Origin of the sequence: Neisseria yangbaofengii (assembly GCF_014898075.1) — a bacterium.
GTDB lineage: Bacteria > Pseudomonadota > Gammaproteobacteria > Burkholderiales > Neisseriaceae > Neisseria > Neisseria yangbaofengii.
This window is the reverse complement of the sequence record NZ_CP062976.1, coordinates 786,305-808,161: the sequence shown is the minus strand read 5'-3', so window position 1 is coordinate 808,161 and position 21,857 is coordinate 786,305. Positions and strand designations below refer to the sequence as shown.

General features: G+C 51.0%; 14 protein-coding genes, 2 tRNA genes and 1 other RNA gene. 11 read left to right on the top strand and 6 right to left on the bottom strand.

Annotation, left to right across the window (positions count from 1 at the left end; all coding sequences use genetic code 11):
* The first annotated feature begins 38 nt into the window (after positions 1-38).
* From yaaA to H4O27_RS03995, 3 genes are all read left to right on the top strand, one after another.
* On the top strand, positions 39-818 hold the full coding sequence (gene yaaA / locus H4O27_RS04005) for a peroxide stress protein YaaA (RefSeq protein WP_165009412.1): 780 nt from the start codon (positions 39-41) through the stop codon (positions 816-818).
* Positions 819-899: 81 nt separating this feature from the next.
* A tRNA-Ser gene (locus H4O27_RS04000) sits at positions 900-990 on the top strand.
* Positions 991-1,014: 24 nt separating this feature from the next.
* Positions 1,015-1,105: transfer RNA gene (locus H4O27_RS03995), tRNA-Ser, on the top strand.
* Between the two features lie 122 nt (positions 1,106-1,227).
* On the opposite strand, the gene dld is transcribed toward H4O27_RS03995, so the two are convergent.
* The 3 genes from dld to ffs form a co-directional block, all read right to left on the bottom strand.
* A complete protein-coding gene (gene dld, locus H4O27_RS03990) occupies positions 1,228-2,919 on the bottom strand; it encodes a D-lactate dehydrogenase (RefSeq protein ID WP_165009454.1) in 1,692 nt (563 codons plus the stop codon).
* Positions 2,920-3,083: 164 nt separating this feature from the next.
* The gene (locus tag H4O27_RS03985; protein WP_165009414.1) at positions 3,084-3,227 is read right to left on the bottom strand and encodes a hypothetical protein; all 144 of its coding nucleotides are present in this window, start codon (positions 3,225-3,227) and stop codon (positions 3,084-3,086) included.
* A gap of 493 nt (positions 3,228-3,720) precedes the next feature.
* Positions 3,721-3,817: signal recognition particle sRNA small type (gene ffs / locus H4O27_RS03980), an RNA gene on the bottom strand.
* A gap of 284 nt (positions 3,818-4,101) precedes the next feature.
* On the opposite strand from ffs, the gene H4O27_RS03975 reads away from it, so the two are divergent.
* The 5 genes from H4O27_RS03975 (at position 4,102) to H4O27_RS03955 (ending at position 13,987) form a co-directional block, all read left to right on the top strand.
* Positions 4,102-7,932, top strand: coding sequence for a DUF3683 domain-containing protein (locus tag H4O27_RS03975; protein ID WP_165009416.1), 3,831 nt, complete (start codon positions 4,102-4,104; stop codon positions 7,930-7,932).
* Positions 7,933-8,035: 103 nt separating this feature from the next.
* Positions 8,036-9,052 carry a lipopolysaccharide heptosyltransferase II gene (waaF, locus tag H4O27_RS03970; protein ID WP_165009456.1) on the top strand — a complete coding sequence of 339 codons (1,017 nt, stop codon included), beginning with the start codon at positions 8,036-8,038 and terminating at the stop codon, positions 9,050-9,052.
* 635 nt (positions 9,053-9,687) lie between these two features.
* On the top strand, positions 9,688-10,947 hold the full coding sequence (locus H4O27_RS03965) for a glutamate-5-semialdehyde dehydrogenase (protein ID WP_165009418.1): 1,260 nt from the start codon (positions 9,688-9,690) through the stop codon (positions 10,945-10,947).
* A gap of 117 nt (positions 10,948-11,064) precedes the next feature.
* Positions 11,065-12,516, top strand: coding sequence for a P-loop ATPase, Sll1717 family (locus tag H4O27_RS03960; protein ID WP_165009420.1), 1,452 nt, complete (start codon positions 11,065-11,067; stop codon positions 12,514-12,516).
* A 160-nt stretch (positions 12,517-12,676) separates the two neighbouring features.
* Positions 12,677-13,987, top strand: a complete 1,311-nt coding sequence (locus tag H4O27_RS03955; protein ID WP_165009422.1) for a sulfate adenylyltransferase subunit 1 — start codon at positions 12,677-12,679, stop codon at positions 13,985-13,987.
* Positions 13,988-14,055: 68 nt separating this feature from the next.
* Here H4O27_RS03955 and H4O27_RS03950 read toward each other — a convergent pair whose 3' ends face one another.
* Together H4O27_RS03950 and H4O27_RS03945 are read right to left on the bottom strand one after the other, a co-directional pair.
* The gene (locus H4O27_RS03950) at positions 14,056-14,652 is read right to left on the bottom strand and encodes a hypothetical protein (RefSeq protein WP_165009424.1); all 597 of its coding nucleotides are present in this window, start codon (positions 14,650-14,652) and stop codon (positions 14,056-14,058) included.
* A 132-nt stretch (positions 14,653-14,784) separates the two neighbouring features.
* Positions 14,785-15,123 (bottom strand): P-II family nitrogen regulator, encoded by a 339-nt coding sequence (locus tag H4O27_RS03945; RefSeq protein WP_165009426.1) that lies wholly within the window; start codon positions 15,121-15,123, stop codon positions 14,785-14,787.
* 215 nt (positions 15,124-15,338) lie between these two features.
* Here H4O27_RS03945 and purL point away from each other — a divergent pair, with 215 nt between their 5' ends.
* The 3 genes from purL (at position 15,339) to gloB (ending at position 21,161) form a co-directional block, all read left to right on the top strand.
* The gene (gene purL / locus H4O27_RS03940; RefSeq protein ID WP_165009428.1) at positions 15,339-19,232 is read left to right on the top strand and encodes a phosphoribosylformylglycinamidine synthase; all 3,894 of its coding nucleotides are present in this window, start codon (positions 15,339-15,341) and stop codon (positions 19,230-19,232) included.
* Positions 19,233-19,357: 125 nt separating this feature from the next.
* Entirely contained in the window at positions 19,358-20,392 is a 1,035-nt protein-coding gene (locus tag H4O27_RS03935) for a DUF4238 domain-containing protein (RefSeq protein ID WP_165009430.1), read from the top strand.
* A gap of 13 nt (positions 20,393-20,405) precedes the next feature.
* Positions 20,406-21,161 carry a hydroxyacylglutathione hydrolase gene (gene gloB, locus H4O27_RS03930; protein WP_165009432.1) on the top strand — a complete coding sequence of 252 codons (756 nt, stop codon included), beginning with the start codon at positions 20,406-20,408 and terminating at the stop codon, positions 21,159-21,161.
* A 101-nt stretch (positions 21,162-21,262) separates the two neighbouring features.
* Here the strand turns inward: gloB and H4O27_RS03925 are convergent, their stop codons facing one another.
* Positions 21,263-21,784 carry an RDD family protein gene (locus H4O27_RS03925; protein WP_165009434.1) on the bottom strand — a complete coding sequence of 174 codons (522 nt, stop codon included), beginning with the start codon at positions 21,782-21,784 and terminating at the stop codon, positions 21,263-21,265.
* Positions 21,785-21,857 lie beyond the last annotated feature (73 nt).

Below are 21,857 nucleotides of genomic sequence, written 5' to 3'. Positions count from 1 at the left end.
AATCAGCCCATTCATTTTAATACCGATACGAGGCGACCATGTTTTTTGTCTTATCTCCGGCGAAAAATCTCAACGAAAAAGATTCCGCTCCCATTCAAGAATTTACCCGGCCTGATTTACTGAAAGAATCGGAAATCCTGATGCGCGAACTGCGCCGGCTTGCGCCACAGCAAATCGCCGAACTGATGCACGTTTCCGACAAAATCGCCCTGCTCAACGCCGAGCGCAATGCCGTATGGCATACGCCGTTTACCCCTCAAAATGCCAAACAGGCGGTGTATATGTTCAACGGCGATGTATACGAAGGCATTGATGCCGAATCGCTAAATCCCGAACAAATTCAATACCTGCAACAACACGTGCGCCTGCTGTCGGGTCTTTACGGCTTACTGCGCCCGCTGGATTTAATGCAACCCTACCGTTTGGAAATGGGTACCGCGTTTGCCAATTCGCGCGGTAAAAATCTGTATGAATTTTGGGGTGACCGCATCACCGACCTACTGAATGAAACCCTTGCCGCCAACGGCAGCGAGGTGTTGATCAACTTGGCTTCGCAAGAGTATTTCAAATCGATCAACACCAAAAAACTCAAGGCCAGGTTGATTACGCCGGTGTTTAAAGACGAGAAAAACGGCCAATACAAAATCATCAGCTTCTACGCCAAACGCGCGCGCGGCTTGATGGTGCGCTACGCCGCCGAGCACGGCATTATCGAGCCGCAAGATTTGCAAAATTTTGATTACGAAGGCTACGAATTCAACGCCGCCGCTTCAAATGATAAAGAATGGATATTTTTGCGCAAAGAACAAACCAAGTAAAAACAAAAAACTAAGCCTGAATGCGTAAATTTTGCTTGGCAACCAGGCAAGTTTTCATTACTATATCGTCTTCAAGAAAACGGAAGCGTGGCAGAGCGGTTTAATGCAACGGTCTTGAAAACCGTCGAGGGTTGATAGCCCTCCGTGAGTTCGAATCTCACCGCTTCCGCCATTTTCTTGAATTTATTTTTTTTAAGGAAGCGTGGCAGAGCGGTTTAATGCAACGGTCTTGAAAACCGTCGAGGGTTGATAGCCCTCCGTGAGTTCGAATCTCACCGCTTCCGCCAAATGATAAAAAGCTGCTTATTTTAAGCGGCTTTTTTGTTTTTACCATTACCTTATTATTGATGGAAGGCCGTCTGAAATCATGTCTTTCAGACGGCCTTTCATTATCAAAATCAACCCAGCCTTATTCCGCCCAGTTTTTCTTCTTGGACGTATGCCCGATGCCCGGATTGAAACTATTTGTCGGGTCAAGTTTGCGGTAAAACTGTTTCAGCGCAGGTTTGGCTTCGTATAAATGACCAACATTGTGTTCCGCCGGATATTGCGCACCCCGCCGGTCAAGCAGGGCCAACATCTCATGCTCTAAAGCCATGCAGTCGTTGCCTTTTTTAATCACATAATCCTGATGGAACACGTGGCACATAAAGTGGCCGTAATAAAGCTTGTGAATGATTTTGTCATCGATTTCCTTCGGTAAATGTTCATACCAATCACGATCGTCACGACGCAGGGCAATATCAAGCGCGACTAAATCTTCCACTTCGTCATCATGCACGGCGCGATAGCGGATGGCTGCGGAAGCCACCGCAAAGCGGTGCAACATGGCAGCTTGTGCTTCTTCAGCGTTACATTCGAAATACGCGCCGCTGTGGCCGGCAAAATAGCTTTTCAAAAATGCACGCGCTTCATCTACACCCTCACCGCCCATCTTGACAATCAGATGATGCTCGTATTGGTCGCGGTAGTTGAGCAAAGATTGCGGCAGATGTTGCGGCAACAGCCTGCTCACCCATTGCAGGGCTTTGTCGGAAAAGTGCTTCGGCAGGAAAGATAATTTTTTGCTGAAGCGGTCGGCGCGTGCTTTGTAATCAAATAATTTCGGCAGTTGGTGCGTGCCGAATTTCTTAATCACATAAAAAGTGTCTTTACCGTAGATTTCTGCAATATTGAAGGCTTCACGGTGGATATATTCGCCCGAAATCGGCAGTGATTTGAAATCGGCCAACGCAGCGCGGCGGATGTCGGTGAGCTCATTAATATCGTTGGTGCCGATGTAGAACACGGCGGTTTTCGGTTCTTGCGGGAAGGTATCCAAGCGCACGGCGAACACCATCAATTTGCCCGCACAGCCTGATGCTTCATAATGGCGCGCCGGATCGGCATTGAAACGCGCGGCGGTCGGCTCGTCCACTTGGCGCACATGATCGCAATAAGCATGGTCGTGGCCTTTGCCGGCGTTTTGCGTGATGTCTTTACGCTGATAATGATGACCTTGCAGATTGGTGAGGATTTCTTCCGGCGTCTCGCCTAAATCGATACCCAAATGATTCACCAGCTCCAATTGGCCGTCTGAATTAATTTGCGCAAACAAAGCCATTTCGGTATAAGCCGGGCCGCGCTGCACCAATGCGCCGCCCGAATTGTTACACACACCCCCTAACACTGATGCACCGATACACGACGAACCAATCACCGAATGCGGCTCACGGCCTAACGGCTTCAGCAAAAGCTCTAGCTGATTTAGGGTCGCCCCGGGCAGGCACACCACTTGCTCGTTATTGTTAATCGGATGGATGATGTTCATGCGCATGGTATTCACAATCACAATATCGCGGTCGTAATCATTGCCATCAGGCGTTGAGCCGCCGGTCAAACCGGTATTGGCCGCCTGCGTAATCACAATCACATCAGCATCGACACAGGCTTGCAGAATCTGCCATTGCTCCAACAGAGTACCCGGACGCACCACTGCCAATGCGCGCCCTTCGCCGAAGCGGTAGCCTTGGCGGTAAGGCTCGGTTTTGGCAGGATCGGTCAAAATGAATTTATCGCCGACAATCTCGGCCAAGCGTTGAATCAGTTGCGAAGCAGTCATCATCATGGTTTCCTTTGTATCATCAATATGAGTATGTGCTGACATCAAAACATTGTAGTGACACGTCATCATGAAGTAAAGGCCGTCTGAACATTTCAGACGGCCTTTGAACAAAGATCTTTCAAATCAGGAAGAAATACGGCCAAATCGTAATAATGACCACGCTAAACAAGCTCAACACCCAAATCCGCGTTACGCATCACTTCGCACCGGCCGAGTGCACCCCAAATGACCCTGAGCAGCGGCAATTCAATTAAGGCAATCACCCTGCCGATGGCAGTAATGCGTACCGCCTCCCCCAGCCACATATGCCGACAAACAGCAAAATCGCCAAACCCTTATTCGCCTCAGCCTCGTAAGGCAGACTATAAGTAAAGGCCGAAACCCAACAGCGCGGCACCAAAGGTAATTATCAAACCGCGCCAACCGGCCACCGCCGGCCGCGCACTTCTCAGCGAGAAATTCTCAGACAAATGCTTCGAGTATCGTCATGGATAAATTTTCCCAAAAGAAGCGTCCTTTTCTGATTGGAATGAGAAATATTTTTCATGCAGCTTAGGCGGGCCAAAACATTTTGGAAAGTTCTTAGCAATAAATAACCAAATTTATAAGAATTAAATAATTTATATATTTATCAAATATTTATAATATTTCATTTATAGTTTGACAAATCAACTTAAATCAAAACTTATTTATTCATGCATAATATTTTCCTTAGTTTCATTACAGCAAACTACCTGCTTTTTCAGACGGCCGGACAAAAAAACACCGCAAGCAAAACTTACGGTGTTTTTCAAATAAGGTGGCGAGCCGAACCCCCGGCACTGGCGCATCAGAGTGGGCTGCTGGCTTCCGCCCCTGACCCGGTGTTCCAAATAACCATGCGGGGAGACCCGCCAAAGAAGCCATGATTATAACGTTTTTCGGATAAATTTCAAGCCTATTCTGGCGTAAGGCCGTCCGAACAGAAAATCAGCTGGAAAATACAATCAAAAAATCATCAAAATTGTCAACAAAATGAATTCCATCAAAACCGATTTCAGTATAAAATGAACGGTCTTTTTCCATTGAAAAATAATGGTATTTAAACTACATTAACACACCTTGCCACACGTCGTCTGAAATTCCATACGGCCTGAAAAACCAAAAATCGTCAAAATAAAAAGATACGGACCACACCCCATGACCACGACTGCTGCTCCGCAACGCATCCGCGAAATCCCCTACAACTATACCTCTTATACCGACCGCGAAATCGTCACCCGTCTGTTGGGCGAAGAAGCTTGGCAAATCCTGCAGGATTTGCGCAGCCGACGCCGCACCGGCCGATCGGCACGTATGTTGTTCGAAGTGTTGGGCGACATGTGGGTGGTGGTGCGTAACCCTTACTTGGTTGACGACCTGCTCGAGCATCCCAAGCGCCGTGAAGCTTTGGTGCGCGAAATGCGTCACCGCCTGACTGAAATTCAAAACCGCCGTGACGACAATCGGCAAGTCGAAACCTTGGTGCAATCCGCCCTGAGTGCGGTACAGGATTTTGATGCCGGCTTCGACATCACCAAGCAAAAACGCAAACAGATTCTCGAGCGTTTGAGCCAAATCACCAAGCCGCACAATATTATGTTTGACGGTTTGGCACGCGTGACCCACGTCACCGATGCCACCGACTGGCGCGTGGAATATCCGTTTGTAGTGATTAACCCCGATAACGAAGCCGAAGTTGCGCCTTTGGTGCGCGCACTGATTGAGTTGGATCTGGTGATTATCCCGCGCGGAGGCGGCACGGGCTATACCGGAGGCGCGATTCCGCTGGATGCCAACAGCGCGGTCATCAATACCGAAAAGCTCGATTTACACAACGGCGTGCAATTCGTCACCCTGCCGGGTTTGGACGGCACGCATCCGATTATCCATTGCGGCGCCGGCGTGGTGACCCGGCGCGTGGAAGAAACCGCCCACAAAGCCGGTCTGGTCTTTGCCGTTGACCCGACTTCCGCTGATGCCTCTACCGTCGGCGGCAATGCTGCCATGAATGCCGGCGGTAAAAAAGCCGTATTGTGGGGCACGGCGCTCGACAATCTGGCCTACTGGCAAATGGTTAACCCGAAAGGCGAATGGCTGCGCATCGAACGTGTGCGCCATAATTTCGGCAAAATCCACGATGAAGAAACCGCTATTTTCGATGTGCACACACTCGACACCGGCGGCAACAATATCGTCAAAACCGAACGTTTGGAAATTCCCGGCCACAAATTCCGCAAAGTCGGCTTAGGCAAAGACGTAACCGATAAATTCTTGAGCGGCCTGCCGGGTATCCAAAAAGAAGGTACCGACGGCATCATTACCAGCGTAGCCTTTGTGTTGCACAAAATGCCGAAACATACCCGTACCGTCTGCATGGAATTTTTCGGCACCGTTGCCAACGCCACGCCTTCCATCGTTGAAATCCGCGACTACCTGCTCGGCCATGAAAAAGTGCAATTGGCAGGCTTGGAACATCTCGACTGGCGCTATGTGCGCGCGGTCGGCTATGCCACCAAAGCCGCCGGCAAAGGCCGCCCGAAAATGGTGTTGCTCGCCGATGTAGTATCTGACGATGAACAAGCCGTGCAGGAAGTGGCCGAACACATGGTCGAAATGACGCGCAAACGCGAAGGCGAAGGCTTTATCGCCATCACGCCTGAAGCGCGCAAAACCTTCTGGCTCGACCGCAGCCGCACCGCCGCCATCGCCAAGCACACCAATGCCTTTAAAATCAATGAAGACGTGGTGATTCCGCTCGAACGACTGGGAGAATATTCAGACGGCATTGAACGCATCAACATCGAATTGTCGATTAAAAACAAACTCACCCTGTGCACCGCCCTTCTCGATTACCTGCAAGGCCGTCTGCCAGTCGATGCCATGGGTACCGGCTTGCCGAGTAAAGAATTATTGGGCGACCGTGCTACCCACGCGCTGAATCATGTTTCTGCAGTTAAAGAACGCTGGGAATGGCTGCTGGTCAATCTCGATGCGCCGTTGGGCGAATACAAAGCGCGTTACGGCAAAGCAGTCTTTGCAGATCCGGAAGCACACGATGATGAAAGCTGCTTTATCGCCTTCCGCGACTTCCGTTTGCGCGTATCGATTAAATCCGACGTGATGAAGCCTTTGAGCGAAATTTTCAGCGGCAAAACCGATGTGAAAATTCTCGAAGACTTGGCCAAAATCCACGGCAGAATCGTACGCAGCCGCGTGTTTGTCGCGCTGCATATGCACGCGGGCGACGGCAACGTGCACACCAATATTCCGGTAAATTCCGATGATGCCGAAATGCTTCAGACGGCCTATTATTCCGTCGACCGCATTATGAAAATCGCCCGCAGCTTAAACGGCGTAATTTCCGGCGAACACGGCATCGGCATCACCAAAATGGAATTTTTGAGCGATGAAGATATGCAGCCGTTTTGGGATTACAAAGCGAAAGTCGATCCCGAAGGCCGCTTCAACCGCCACAAATTAATGAAAGGAGCAGATCTGCGTAACGCCTACACGCCGTCGTTTGAATTGCTTGGCGCAGAATCGCTGATTATGGAAAAATCGTCTTTGGGCACGATTGCCGAATCGGTAAAAGACTGCTTGCGCTGCGGCAAATGCAAACCGGTATGCTCTACCCATGTGCCGCGCGCCAATCTGCTTTACAGCCCGCGCAACAAAATTCTCGGCGTCGGCCTGCTTACCGAAGCCTTCCTTTACGAAGAGCAAACCCGCCGCGGCGTGTCTTTGAAGCATTTTGACGAACTGACCAACATCGGCGACCACTGCACCGTGTGTCACCGTTGTGTGAAACCATGTCCGGTCAACATCGACTTCGGCGACGTGACCGTGGCCATCCGCAATTATCTGAACGAAACCGGCCACAGCACCACTGTGCCGGCCGCAGCGATGGGCATGGCATTTTTGAACGCGACCGACCCGAAAGCCATCAAAGCCCTGCGCGGCGCGATGATTCAAACCGGCTTTCCGGCGCAGAATTTTGCCTATAAATTGGGCAAAATGTTCCCGATTGTGAAAAAAGAAAAAGCCGCACCGGCCGCTACCGTCAACAAACCGACCATTAAAGAGCAGGTGATTCACTTTATTAACCGCCCGCTGCCCAAAGGCGTGCCGGCCAAAACGCCGCGCTCATTATTGGGCATTGAAGACGACAAGAGCATCCCGATTATCCGCAATCCGCAAACTGCCGAAGACAGCGAAGCCGTGTTCTACTTCCCGGGTTGCGGCTCCGAGCGTTTGTTCAGCCAAATCGGTTTGGCCACTCAAGCGATGCTGTGGTATGTCGGCGTGCAAACCGTATTGCCGCCGGGCTATATGTGTTGCGGCTATCCGCAAGATGCAGGCGGCGACAAAGCACGTGCCGAGCAAATGAGCACGGACAACCGTGTATCGTTCCACCGCATGGCCAACACGCTGAACTATCTCGACATCAAAACCGTGGTTGTCAGCTGCGGCACCTGTTACGACCAGTTGGAAAAATACCGCTTCGAGGAAATTTTCCCCGGCTGCCGCATCATCGACATTCACGAATTCCTGTTGGAAAAAGGCGTGAAACTCAACGGCGTGGAAGGCCGGCAATACCTGTATCACGACCCGTGCCACAGCCCGATTAAAACCATGAACGCCACCCAAATGGCCAGCGAATTGATGGGGCAAAAAGTCGTATTGAGCGACCGCTGCTGCGGCGAATCCGGTATGTTTGCCGTGAAACGCCCCGACATCGCTTCACAGGTAAAATTCCGCAAACAGGAAGAAATCGAGAAAAACCTTAAAGAATTGCCGCAAGGCCAACCGGTGAAAATGCTCACTTCCTGCCCTGCCTGCCTGCAAGGTTTGAGCCGCTACCGTGACGACAACGACATGCCGGCCGACTACATCGTCATCGAAATGGCCAAGCACATTTTGGGCGACAACTGGCTGAACGAGTTTGTCGACAAAGCCAACAACGGCGGCGTGGAAAAAGTGCTGCTGTAAAGGCCGTCTGAACCCTAAGGCCGTCTGAAATATTTTTTTCAGACGGCCTTTCCTGTTCTGCATTAAAATAATGCCCTATTTCACCAATCACCGCCCGCAAACCATGTCTAAAAAAATCCTCATCATTTCCCCAAGCTGGATTGGCGACTGCGTCATGACCCAGCCGCTTTACCGCCGCTTGCACGAACTGCATCCGGGCTGCCTCATCGACGTATTCGCCCCGAAATGGTCGATGGCGGTCTTCGAGCGCATGCCGGAAGTGAACGAGGTTATGGAAAACCCGTTCGGCCACGGCACATTGGATTTGAAAAAACGCTGGCAAATCGGACGTGAGCTGGGTAAACGCGGTTACGACCAAGTCATCGTGCTGCCCGGCTCGCTCAAATCCGCCATCATCGCCTTGGCCACCGGCATCAAACAGCGAACCGGCTATGTGGGCGAATCGCGCTACATTCTGCTCAACGACATCCGCAAGCTCGACAAAGCCGCCCTGCCGCTCATGGTTGACCGCTACACCGCGCTTGCCCATCACAGCCAAGCCGATTTCAACGGCCATTCCGACCGGCCTTTGTTCCGAATCAACGCCGCCGGCCGACAAACCGCTTTAGTGAAACATAATTTAAACACCGATAAACCGATTATCGCCTTCTGCCCCGGCGCAGAATACGGCCCTGCAAAACGCTGGCCGGTGCGCCATTTCGCCGGTTTGGCGCAAAACTATCTGGCCAAAGGCTGGCAGGTTTGGCTGTTTGGCTCACAAAAAGATTTTGAAATCGCCGAAGAAATCAACCAACTTTCAGACGGCCTCTGCACCAATCTATGCGGCAAAACCTCGCTTTCCGAAGCCATCGATTTACTGTCCTGCGCCGAAAACGTGGTTTGCAACGACAGCGGCCTCATGCACCTGGCCGCCGCGCTCGACCGCAAACTTGCCGCCTTGTACGGCTCGTCCAGCCCCGACCACACACCGCCTTTGAGCGGCAAAGCCGAAATCGTCACCCTCAATCTCGACTGCTCGCCCTGCTTCAAACGCGAATGCCCGCTGGGACACACCGATTGTTTGAATAAGATTGAGCCGAAAATGGTGGAACGGGCTTTATTCAAAATTCATGCAGAATAATCATAACCGCCATATAAAAAGCCATGCCGTCTGAAACTTTCAGACGGCATGGCTTTTTATAATATATTAATTAAATCATATGTTTACAGTTAATTCACTTTAAAAATAGGACAAGGCGGCAAGCCGAAGACAGTATAGATAATACTGCTTGGCGAACCAACGCCGTCCTATTTTAAAGTGGATTCACTATAAATTCATGGCGCGGAGTCGGGCTGTTGGCCGCCGATGAAAGCGCCATAATCGACAGCGAAAACGTGCTCACCGAAAGCATACCCGAGGCCATAATGCCCAACAGAGCGTCTAAGGTGCTGCGTTCGATATCAGGCGATATTGCCTTTCCGGCATATCGCCGAAAAACCGCGCAATAAACGCAAAAATCACGGCGGAAACCCGCCCAATAAGCGTGCGCCGGCCAAAGCCCGTTGGCCGTTTTTTCACGGCAGTCAGCCGGCCGGCAGTAAAAGGTTTTGGTCATGTGTTTAGAAAAAATGTGCAAAAAAATCCGATTATAAATCAATCGGACGGGCAAACCTATGCCCGCCGGCTTTCGCCAAAGCCGCGCTTTTTGCTTGAATTACCTTTCAGACGGCCTTATCATCGTTCTCAATCTCGTTCATACAACAAAGGCACGCATCATGCAGGATATCCGACAATACGTCCGCGACACCGCCACCGCAGCCAAACAGGCTTTCTATCTGATGGCGAACGCCACCACCGCGCAGAAAAACGCCGCGCTGTTGCGTATGGCCGAATTGATTGCGCAACACCAAACCGCCATTCTTGCCGCCAACGCGCAAGACATGGAAAACGCCGCCGCCAAAGGTTTGGATTCCGCCCTTCTTGACCGCTTGAAATTAACGGAAAAAACCGTCGAATCCATGTGCGAAGGTTTGCGCCAAGTGGCGGCGCTGCCTGACCCTGTCGGCGAAATGGACGAATTCCGCACCCGCCCGAACGGTTTGCAAATCGGCAAAATGCGCGTGCCGCTGGGCGTCATCGGCATCATTTACGAATCACGCCCAAACGTCACCGTCGATGCGGCCGCTTTGTGCCTGAAATCCGGCAATGCCTGCGTATTGCGCGGCGGCAGCGAAGCCTTTGAAAGCAATATGGCGATTGCCAAACTCATCCGCCGGGCCCTGACGGAAAACGGCTTACCGCCGGCCGCCGCGAGCGTGATTGAAAACACCAGCCGCGAAAGCGTCGGTGCCATGCTGCAAAGCCCTGAACTGATTGACGTGATTATCCCGCGCGGCGGCAAATCGCTGGTTGCCCGCATTGCTGCCGAAGCGCGTGTACCGGTGATTAAGCATCTCGACGGCATTTGCCACGTGTACATCGACCAAGCCGCCGATACGCAAAAAGCCATTGAAATCGCCTTCAATGCCAAAACTTCGCGCTACGGTACCTGCAACACCATGGAAACCCTGCTGATTCACGCCGCGCGTGCCGAAGAAATGTTGCCGTTGCTGGCGGAAAAATACGCTGAAAAACAAGTCGAGCTGCGCGGTTGCGAGCGCACTTTGGCGATTTTGCCGAACATCAACGCCGCCACCGAAGAAGATTGGGACACCGAATACCTCGCCCCTGTTTTGGCAGTGAAAATCGTCGGTAACTTAAACCAAGCCATCGCCCACATCAACGCCCACGGCAGCCACCACACCGATGCCATCATCACCGAGTCTTACACCGATGCGCAAATCTTCCTGCGCACGGTCGACAGCGCCAGCGTGATGGTCAATGCGTCCACCCGTTTTGCCGATGGTTTTGAATACGGCTTAGGCGCGGAAATCGGCATTTCCACCGACAAAATCCATGTGCGCGGCCCGGTCGGCTTACACGGTCTGACTTCGCAAAAATGGGTCGTGTTGGGTAATGGGCAGGTTCGTTTATAATCAAATGTTCGTATAAAATAGATGTAAACAACCCAACAATTTCCTACAAATAAGATGCTGTCTGAAAATGATTTTTAGACAGCATAGATAATGAATTACTGCCGAGGTTTCTAAAAAATGGAATTTAACGAAATTGAAATACAACGTCTATTTGGCCATGAAGCTGCCGAACAAGAAGATCAAGAAAGACTAAAAGCATACTATTTTAAAAGTAAGATTTATGAACAAGTTGTCGCAGATTTACCCTTAAGAATCCTAGTTGGACATAAAGGGATTGGTAAATCAGCTCTTTTCAAAGTTGCAATGGATGAAGAAAAATCTTTGCACAAGCGATTAACTATTCTTATCAAACCTGATGACATTATTGATATTGGAGAAGACACTGATAATTTTTTAAAGCTAATAAGGGATTGGAAAAGCGGCATTAATGAAATTATTGCTCAGAAAGCCTTATCTTCTTTTGGCTTACAATTTGAAGGCTGGAGAGCAAAGCTGAATCAGTACGGCGGAGGACTCTTAAGTTTTCTAACAAACAGCCTAGAAGGAGAATTTTCTTCAAAAATTAAATTAGAGGAATCGAAAAGATTAATTTTAGCGAATTTTTTAAAATCTAATAAAATTTCTATTTATATTGATGATTTAGACCGTGGTTGGCAAGGAAGACCCAAAGACATTCAGAGGATTTCAGCATTATTAAATGCTATCCGAGATATTTCATCTGACAACCAAGGTATTTATTTCAAAGTAAGCTTACGATCTGATGTTTATTACTTATCAAGAACTTCTGATGAGTCAACCGATAAAACCGAAAGCTCCGTTATTTGGTATTCTTGGACAAATCATGAAATTTTAGTTCTATTAGTTAAACGTATAGAGAGTTATTTTGGCAAAAGCATAGATGAAAAAGAATTGATGAAAAAACATCAATCAGAGCTAATGGAATATTTATCCCCAATTATTGAAACAAAATTTACGGGAAAAGGCCATTGGCAAAATGCGCCAATGTACAGGGTATTAATGTCTCTTATACGAAAAAGACCGCGCGACTTAGTCAAGTTAATGACATTAGCTGCTCGACAAGCACAAATGTGTGAATCACAGTTAATAACCACTAAAAATCTAGAAGATATTTTTGAAGAGTATTCACAAGGGAGATTACAGGATACTATCAATGAATATCGTTCAGAACTGCCTGATATTGAACGACTCGTTTTAGGTATGAAACCATCCAAAAAGCAAAAGCAAACTGCTGAAAATTATATCTATTCAACAGATAAATTAATCAGAAAAATTAAGGATATTGAGGAACAAGGTATGTTTAGATGGGCTAATGGCAAAAAGGCAGAGACTACTGATTTAGCTGGTTTTTTGTATAAAATTAACTTTATTACTGCGCGTAAAAAAACAGACTCAGGAATAGAACGTAAATATTTTGAAGAAAATAGGTATTTATCAAATAAGTTTGCCGACTTCGGATACGATTGGGAAGTCCATCCAGCATATCGTTGGGCTTTACAACCTGATAACTTACCCAACATTTTTGAATCCTTAGAACTCAGTCATTCATAGTTGCATTTTAAAATCACAATGCCGTCTGAAACTACTGCACGAGTTTCAGACGGCCTTATTATTGATATAACAAAATCATCTTTATTATAAACAAACCATTCTTTCCCATTTTCAGACAGCCTCGTTAAAGTATCGGCAAACCCAATATGAAGGAATGCACATGACCGCCACCACCGCCCCATTACTCCGTTTCATCACCGCCGGCAGCGTTGACGACGGCAAATCCACCCTCATCGGCCGCCTGCTCTACGACAGCAAAACCCTGCTGACCGACCAAATCGACAAGCTCAACAAAGCCTCTGAAAACGGCGGCACACCCGATTTTGCCAGCCTCACCGACGGCTTGGCCGCCGAGCGCGAACAAGGCATCACCATCGATGTAGCCTACCGCTATTTTGCCACCCCTAAACGCAAATTCATCATCGCCGACACCCCCGGCCACGAACAATACACCCGCAACATGGTCACCGGCGCATCGACTGCCGATGCCGCCATCGTCTTGGTTGATGCCACCCGCGTCGATTTCAGCGGCGAAGAGCCGGTTTTACTGCCGCAAACCAAACGCCACAGCGCCATTTTGAAACTGCTCGGCTGCCCGAACATCATTGTCGCCGTCAACAAACTCGACCTGCTCGATTTTGACGAAGGCAAATACCAAGCCATCACCGCCACCTATCAAAAGCTCGCCCGACAAATCGGCCTCGCCGCCGACGTGCATTTCCTGCCTATCAGCGCATTGAAAGGCGACAACATCGTTAACGCCAGTGCGCAAACGCCGTGGTATCAAGGTTTGCCGTTGCTTCCCCTGCTGGAAAGCCTGCCCGTTTCCCGCAAAGACGCGCTTGCCCAAGCCGCCCATTTCCCCGTGCAACGCGTGGCACGCCAAGACGGCAGCAGCAGCGACGATTTCCGCGGCTACCAAGGCCGCTTGGAAGCAGGCCGTCTGAACGTCGGCGACAACATTAAAGTGCTGCCCAACGGCCAAACCGCCAAAATCGCCGAAATCTACAACGCCAAAGGCAAAACCCGGTCTGCCGAAGCAGGCGAAGTACTCACCATTACGCTCGACACCGACATCGACATCTCGCGCGGCAACAGCATCGCCGCCGCCGACAGCCCTATTGAGCCGAGCCGGCAATTCCAAGCCGCACTGTGTTGGTTTGACGATATTCCGCTCAACCCGCACCGCAAATACCTGCTGAAACACACCACCCAAACCACCGCCGTAAAAATCAGCGGAATCGCCTACGTTTGGGATGTGAACACCCTAAGCCAAGTGCAATCCGCCACCGAACTGAAACTCAACGACATCGGCAGCGTCAGCCTGAAAACCCAGCAGCCGCTCAACGCCACGACTTATGAGCAAAATCAGGCAACCGGTGCATTTATCCTGATTGACGAAGCCACCAACCACACCGTCGCCGCCGGCATGATTCGCGGGGGCGACGAAGCGGGTACGTTTGAGATTTAAAACCGATTTCCCAAATAACAATGCCGTCTGAAAGCATATCTTTCAGACAGCATTGTTATGCGGCAAGATTATTTACGGCAGCTGACCGCTTCATTCAAAGGAATATTTTTTAAATTACCCTGTGACGAAACCTCGTAAACAGCAACACCGCAAGCCCGACCGTCGACACCGATGACTTCATAATCCTTCCCGGCTTGAGGCACAAAAGAGCCTTTTTTGGATTGACAAGAGCCTTCCTTCATGATGATGACATGAGTCGGCGTTTCATTGACATTGGTCAGACCGACATAAAACGCCTGCACATTGGCAGCTTTTCCTGCCGGAATCACAAATTCACGGAAAAAGGCGCGCGACAAAATGCCGTTTTTCTCTCCCAGCCGCTTGCTGGTTTCGGTTGGTGCAATGCCGATGGATTGGCTTTTTACTGTACCTGTCAACGAACCGAACGCTTCGCCCAACGATCCGCCGGTTGAGAATTTCTGACCTTTCCGGCCTGAATTGCAATCGATACCGGCCTCAACAGTCGACGGTTTTTGATTCTGACCGTAAATGCGGATACGGGCTTGTGTTTGCGGGTTATAGTCGGCCGTTTTTTGTAACACCGGTGCAGGGGACGAACATGCCGCTGTGAAAAATACGGCAGATAAAGCCAATAATTTCTTCATTTTAATCTCCTTTTTTGGTTGGAATACCCGCTTATTATAACCTTCAAAACCACAAAGATTTTATGTTTTACACATAGATCATTACAGAAACATGCCGTCTGAAAAGTTTATTTTCAGACGGCATCTCCGATATTAAACCGCCGCTTCGCTGCGCTCGCCTGTGCGGATGCGAATCGCTTCCTCCACCGGATAGACAAAAATCTTGCCGTCGCCGATTTTACCGGAACGGGCATTTTCGATGATGGCTTCAATGGCACGCTCGACATCATGGTCGGCCAACACCAGCTCGATTTTGGCTTTCGGCAGAAAATCAACGGCGTATTCGGCGCCGCGGTAGATTTCAGTGTGACCTTTTTGGCGGCCGAATCCTTTCACTTCGGTCACGGTCATGCCGGTAATGCCGATTTCGGTCAGAGCTTCGCGCACGTCGTCGAGTTTGAAGGGTTTGATGATGGCTTCAATTTTTTTCATGGCTGGCTTTCTATTTGTTTTTTTCAGACGGCACAGCTGCATCACTAAGGCCGTCTGAACAGGAAAAGACGACTGGGAAATTATCACAATCCGCTTTTTTATTCAATCGTGTTTTGCGGTGTGAATTGTTGACACTTTACGGCAAAATACCCAAGCAAAATAACCCTATTATGCGTATAATACCGTTTTCCCAACCGCATTTGAGAGCCGAATCCATGTCTGTTGTTTTGCCCTTGCGCGGCGTTACCGCCCTGTCTGATTTCCGTGTTGAAAAACTGTTTCAAAAAGCAGCCGATGCCGGATTGCCTGAAACGAAGCTGGAAAGCGAATTTTGGTATTTTGTCAGCAGCAAAAGTGCTTTAGACGCTGCGACCGTTGAAAAACTGCAAGCCTTGCTGGAAGCCGAACGTGTTGCCGAAACACCCAAGCCTGCGAGCGGCTTGCATTTATTTTTGATTACACCGCGCTTGGGTACGATTTCGCCTTGGGCTTCCAAAGCCACCAACATTGCGGAAAACTGCGGCCTTGAAGGCATCGAGCGCATTGAACGCGGCATGGCGGTGTGGATTCGCGGCAGTTTGACTGCCGGGCAGCAACAACAATGGGCGGCGCTGTTACACGACCGCATGACCGAAAGCGTGTTGACCGGCATTGACGCGGCGGCGCAACTGTTCCACCACATCCAATCGGAAACATTTTCGACCGTCGATCTGTTAAACGGCGGCAAAGAAGCCCTGGTCAAAGCCAACAGCGAAATGGGCTTGGCCTTATCGCCCGATGAAATCGATTATTTGGCGGAAAACTACCAAGCCTTAGGCCGCAATCCGAGCGATGTCGAACTGATGATGTTTGCTCAGGCCAACTCGGAACACTGCCGCCACAAAATCTTCAATGCCGATTTTATTTTAAACGGCGAAAAGCAGCCTAAATCCCTATTCCGCATGATTCGCGACACCCACGAAGCCCATCCTGAAGGTACGGTAGTGGCATATAAAGACAATTCTTCCGTGATTGAAGGCGCAAAAATCGAGCGCTTCTACCCGAACGCGGCCGACAACCACGGCTACCGCTTCCACGAAGAAGATACCCACATCATCATGAAAGTGGAAACCCACAACCACCCGACCGCCATCGCCCCGTTTGCCGGTGCGGCGACAGGCGCAGGCGGTGAAATCCGTGACGAAGGCGCAACCGGCAAAGGTTCGCGCCCGAAAGCAGGCTTAACCGGCTTTACCGTTTCCAACCTGAATATCCCCGGTTTGGAACAGCCTTGGGAACAAGCCTACGGCAAACCCGGCCACATCGCTTCGCCGCTGGACATCATGATTGAAGGTCCGATTGGCGGTGCGGCGTTCAACAACGAATTCGGCCGCCCGAACCTGTTAGGCTATTTCCGCACTTTTGAAGAAAAAATCGACGGCCAAGTGCGCGGCTACCACAAGCCGATTATGATTGCCGGCGGATTGGGCAACATTCAGGCGCAGCAAACGCATAAAGACGAAATTCCCGAAGGCGCATTGTTAATCCAACTCGGCGGCCCGGGCATGCTGATTGGCCTCGGCGGCGGTGCGGCTTCGTCTATGGATACCGGCACCAACGATGCCTCTTTGGACTTCAACTCCGTGCAACGCGGCAACCCTGAAATCGAACGCCGTGCGCAAGAGGTCATCGACCGCTGCTGGCAGCTGGGCGACAACAACCCGATTATCTCGATTCACGACGTGGGTGCGGGGGGCCTGTCGAACGCCTTCCCTGAATTGGTCAACGACGCCGGCCGCGGTGCAATATTCAAACTGCGCGATGTACCTTTGGAAGAACACGGCCTCACTCCGCTGCAAATCTGGTGCAACGAATCGCAAGAGCGTTATGTGTTGGCGGTTTTGGAACAAAACTTAGACACCTTCCGCGCCGTTTGCGAACGCGAACGCTGCCCGTTTGCCGTGGTCGGCGTGGCCACCGGCGACGGTCATCTGCAGGTGCGCGATGATTTGTACGACAACAGCCCGGTCGATTTGCCGCTGAATGTCTTACTCGGCAAACCGCCTAAAACTACCCGCAACGACACCACCGTTACACCGTCTGAAAGCCAATTCGACGCGTCTGCCATCGACATCACCGAAGCCGCTTACCGCGTGCTGCGCCTGCCGACCGTAGCTGCAAAAAACTTCCTGATTACCATCGGCGACCGAAGCGTGGGCGGCATGACCCATCGCGACCAAATGGTCGGCAAATACCAAACACCGGTAGCAGATTGCGCCGTGACCATGATGGGCTTCAACACCTACCGGGGCGAAGCGATGTCTATGGGTGAAAAACCGACCGTCGCCCTGTTCGACGCACCCGCTTCGGGCAGAATGTGCGTCGGCGAAGCCATCACCAACATCGCGGCGGTCAATATCGGCGACATCGGCAACATCAAACTTTCCGCCAACTGGATGGCCGCCTGCGGCACCGAGGGCGAAGACGAAAAACTCTACCGCACGGTAGAAGCCACATCGCAAATCTGCCAAGCCTTGGATTTGAGCATTCCGGTGGGCAAAGACAGTTTGTCGATGAAAACCGTGTGGCAAGACGAAGCGGAACAAAAATCCGTGGTTTCGCCTTTGAGCCTGATTATCACTGCGTTTGCGCCGGTAAAAGACGTACGCAAAACCATCACGCCTGAACTGAAAAACGTGCAAGACAGCGCATTACTGCTGGTGGACTTAGGCAACGGCCAAGCACGCATGGGCGGCTCGGCTTTGGGTCAGGTGTATAACCAAATGGCAGGCGCCGCCCCTGATATCGAAGCAGGCCGTCTGAAAGCGTTTTACAACGCCATTCAGCAATTGGTTGCCGAAGACAAACTCTTGGCCTACCACGACCGCGGCGACGGCGGCTTGTTTGCGACTTTGGCGGAAATGGCGTTTGCCGGCCGTGTGGGGTTGGATGTGGACATCAGCCCGTTAACCGTCGCACAAGCAGATCAAAACGCTGCGGCCGCCTGTGCTTTGTTTAATGAAGAATTGGGTGCCGTGATTCAGGTGAATGCGGCCGATTTGGCTGCCGTAGAAGCCTTGTTTGCCCAAACCGGTATTGATGTGCACAACATCGCCGCCTTGGCTGCCGGTGAAAAAATCGTTATCCGCAACCAAAGCGGCATCTTACTGGAACAATCCCGCACCGACCTGCAACGCGCATGGCAGGAAACCAGCCACGCCGTTCAAAAGCTGCGCGACAATCCGGCCTGTGCCGACAGCGAGTTTGCCTTAATCGGTGACAACCAACGCAGCGCGCTGTTTGCCGATTTGACTTTTGATGTCAACGAAAATATCGCCGCGCCGTTTATCAACAGCGGTGCGAAACCGAAAATCGCCGTATTGCGAGAACAAGGCGTGAATGGCCAAATCGAAATGGCGGCCGCCTTTACCCAAGCCGGTTTCGACGCGTATGACGTGCATATGTCCGACCTGATGGGCGGCCGCGTGAATCTCGACACCTTCCAAATGCTGGCTGCGTGCGGCGGCTTCAGCTACGGCGACGTATTGGGTGCGGGCGAAGGTTGGGCGAAATCGATTCTGTTCCACCCTGCTTTGCGCGACCGGTTTGCTGCTTTCTTCGCCAATCCGAATACGCTCACACTGGGCGTGTGCAACGGCTGCCAAATGGTCAGCAACTTGGCCGACATCATTCCGGGCACAGCCGCATGGCCGAAATTCAAACGCAACGAAAGCGAGCAGTTTGAAGCGCGTTTGACCATGGTCAACGTGACCAAATCGCCATCGCTGATTTTGAACGAAATGCAAGGCGCCAGCCTGCCGGTAGCCGTCAGCCACGGCGAAGGCCGCGCCGACTTCGCACTCAAAGGCGGCCAAGTGCCGGCCGATTTGGCAATCGCGCTGCAATACGTCGACGGTTTGAACCAAGTCACCCAAACCTATCCGCTCAACCCGAATGGTTCGCCTCAAGGCATTGCCGGTGTGACCAACGCCGACGGCCGCGTCACCATCATGATGCCGCATCCGGAACGCGTATTCCGTGCGGCACAAATGAGCTGGAAACCTGAAGACTGGACGGAACAATCCGGCTGGGCACGTCTCTTTGCCGGCGCACGTAAAGCATTGGGTTAATCCGCCCAACCCCCGGTTTGAGTATCAAGGCCGTCTGAAAATACTTTTCAGACGGCCTCAGCCTTTTGGCATTCTGCCATATAGGGTATGATAAAGCCTGATTTGCTTTCTAGGCCGTCTGAAACATGAAACACGCTTTTATTCTCAGTGATTGCGAGTATCCGGAATGCGACGCCAAGCCGTTTGCGTTGCTGACCGCCAATCCGACCAAAATGCACCATTATGTCGCGCAAACCGAGCAGCGGCAGCATGCGCATAATTCGTCGGTCGGCACGCAAAACCAAAACGTTTACCGCCTGCCGATCAGCCTGTTTCACAAGCCTTACCGCGGCGAAGCAGATAATGTGAACATCATCACCAATCTGGCCGCCAAAAACCTTTACACGCTGGCCTTTGTTGACGATTCTCCTAATCAATACAATCTCGAAAGCTGGTTCAACCGCCATGAAAGCGGCTATGAAGATTCGTGCCAAATGCTGCGCAGCCTGCCTTCAGGCCGTCTGAAAGTGCCCGATGCCATTTGGCGGGTTTTGCGCTTGAAGCTGCTGGGTATTTTGCGCAACCCGAATAACCACAAAACCTTGTTTGCCCACCGCCTGCATCAGGCCATCCGCCGCCAATTGCCCGAAGTGAGCCGTGAATTCGTGCATTTAATCCGCGCCCGCGATCCGAACCGCCTCCGCTCGATTTTGCAGGATTTCGATTTCAATTTTCACGGCTACGTCAATTGGCTCTCCAACCTTTACGGCATGTTGAGCGACGGCGTGTCGCAGCCTTCGTTGTTTGAACAGATGTTCCGCGCAGCGTTTGATGTACCTGAAGCGGTGAAAATCGAGCTTTACCGCTATCCGGACAATTCAGGCTTGTGCCTGTTTAACGATCGTTCGTTTTGCCTGCAGGAGTCGGAAAAAGAAATCAGCATCGGCGTGAATCTCGCCCACGACATGTTCGTCATCGTGCATGTGAAGCCGGATTTATGGCGCACGCTGAAAAGCGGGTTTTTCCTCAAACAAACGCACAAACAAGGCGAAATCCATATTTACGACCACAACCAAACCCAACGCCTGACCTACAACCGCTTGACCATCAATCAAGCACGGGCGGCCGTGTACGGCTTAAGCCGCAACCACCGCGATTATGTACAGGAACAGGCCGTCTGAAAAAAGGAACCACATGAAAATTACCCCGGTCAAAGCCTTCAGCGACAACTATATTTGGATGATTCAGGAAGGCAATCTGGCCGTCTGCGTTGATCCGGGCGATGCCACGCCGGTATTGAAATTTTTGGTCAACAACCGCCTGATGCTTGCGCAAACATGGATTACCCACCACCATGACGACCACCGCGGCGGCGCAGGTGCTTTGTGGCGCACATTTTTAGAATCACCGGTTTACGGCAACAGCGACATTCCCGAAGCCACCCACCGCGCCGAAGCCGGTTTGCAAATTCCGTTTGGCGGCGGCTTGGCCACGGTTTGGGCAACCCCGGGCCACACCGGCCATCATTTGAGTTATCTGTTTGAAACTTCAGACGGCCTGCACGTTTTCTGCGGCGACACCTTGTTCAGTGCGGGTTGCGGCCGCGTATTCACCGGCACAACTGAAGAATTGTTTGACAGTTTCTTGCGTTTCAATCAATTGCCGGAAAACACCTTGTTTTACCCTGCGCACGAATACACGGCTTCTAACCTGCGCTTTGCCGCCCACATCGAGCCGGACAACACCGACATTCGGACGGCCTTGCGCGAGGCCGAATCCGCCACCGCCCCGACCCTGCCGGTGACATTGCTGCACGAGCGCAAAGTCAATCCGTTTTTACGTGTCGGTTTGCCACAGGTTTGGGAACGTGTGGAAAGCTTAAGCGGTAAGCAATTTGACACGGAATTGGAAGTGTTTGCCGCATTGCGTGAATTGAAGAATCATTTTTAAGGCCGTCTGAAAAGCAGTTTGTACGCTTTTTTACTCACAAAAAGGCCGTTTGAAACATCATATTTCAGACGGCCTTTTATATAAAAAAACGATACTGCCTGTTATTTTTTCTTATCCTGCTTCAAATCCACCAAACGCGTACCGGCCAAGAAATCATATAAAAACTGGCGGTCGGCATTCAATAACGCAAAGCCCCACGGCAGAATCAGCCAAAACAAGGCCGCGCCGAATGCGAGCATAGGCGGAATATTCAGAAAATGACGCAATCCGGCATAAACCAGCATGGGGATAAACACTACAAACACGCAGGCCCAAATAAAACGTTGGCGCAGTTGGTGCAACGGCGGCTGCACGTTTTGCTGATTGGCCAAACCGATTTTCCAAGTTTGCATCGCCAGCGTTTGGCCTTTTTGCAGCCAGTTCATGCGGAAATAATACCACCAAAAACCAATCACCAACACGCAGGTGGCAAAGCTGGATAAATAGGTCGAAATCGGATTGAGAAAAATCGCCGATATGCCTGACAAAATCGCGGCGACGGCGGTAACGGCGCCGACCAGCAGCATTTCATACATCAAGGCAGCAAGACGGCGTTTGAGAGCAACAGTAGGAAATCGGGTCATGGGCATAAATCGAATACAAAGGCCGTCTGCAAGGCAGAAGCGAAACCGGGAATATTTTACTTCGCTTTGACCT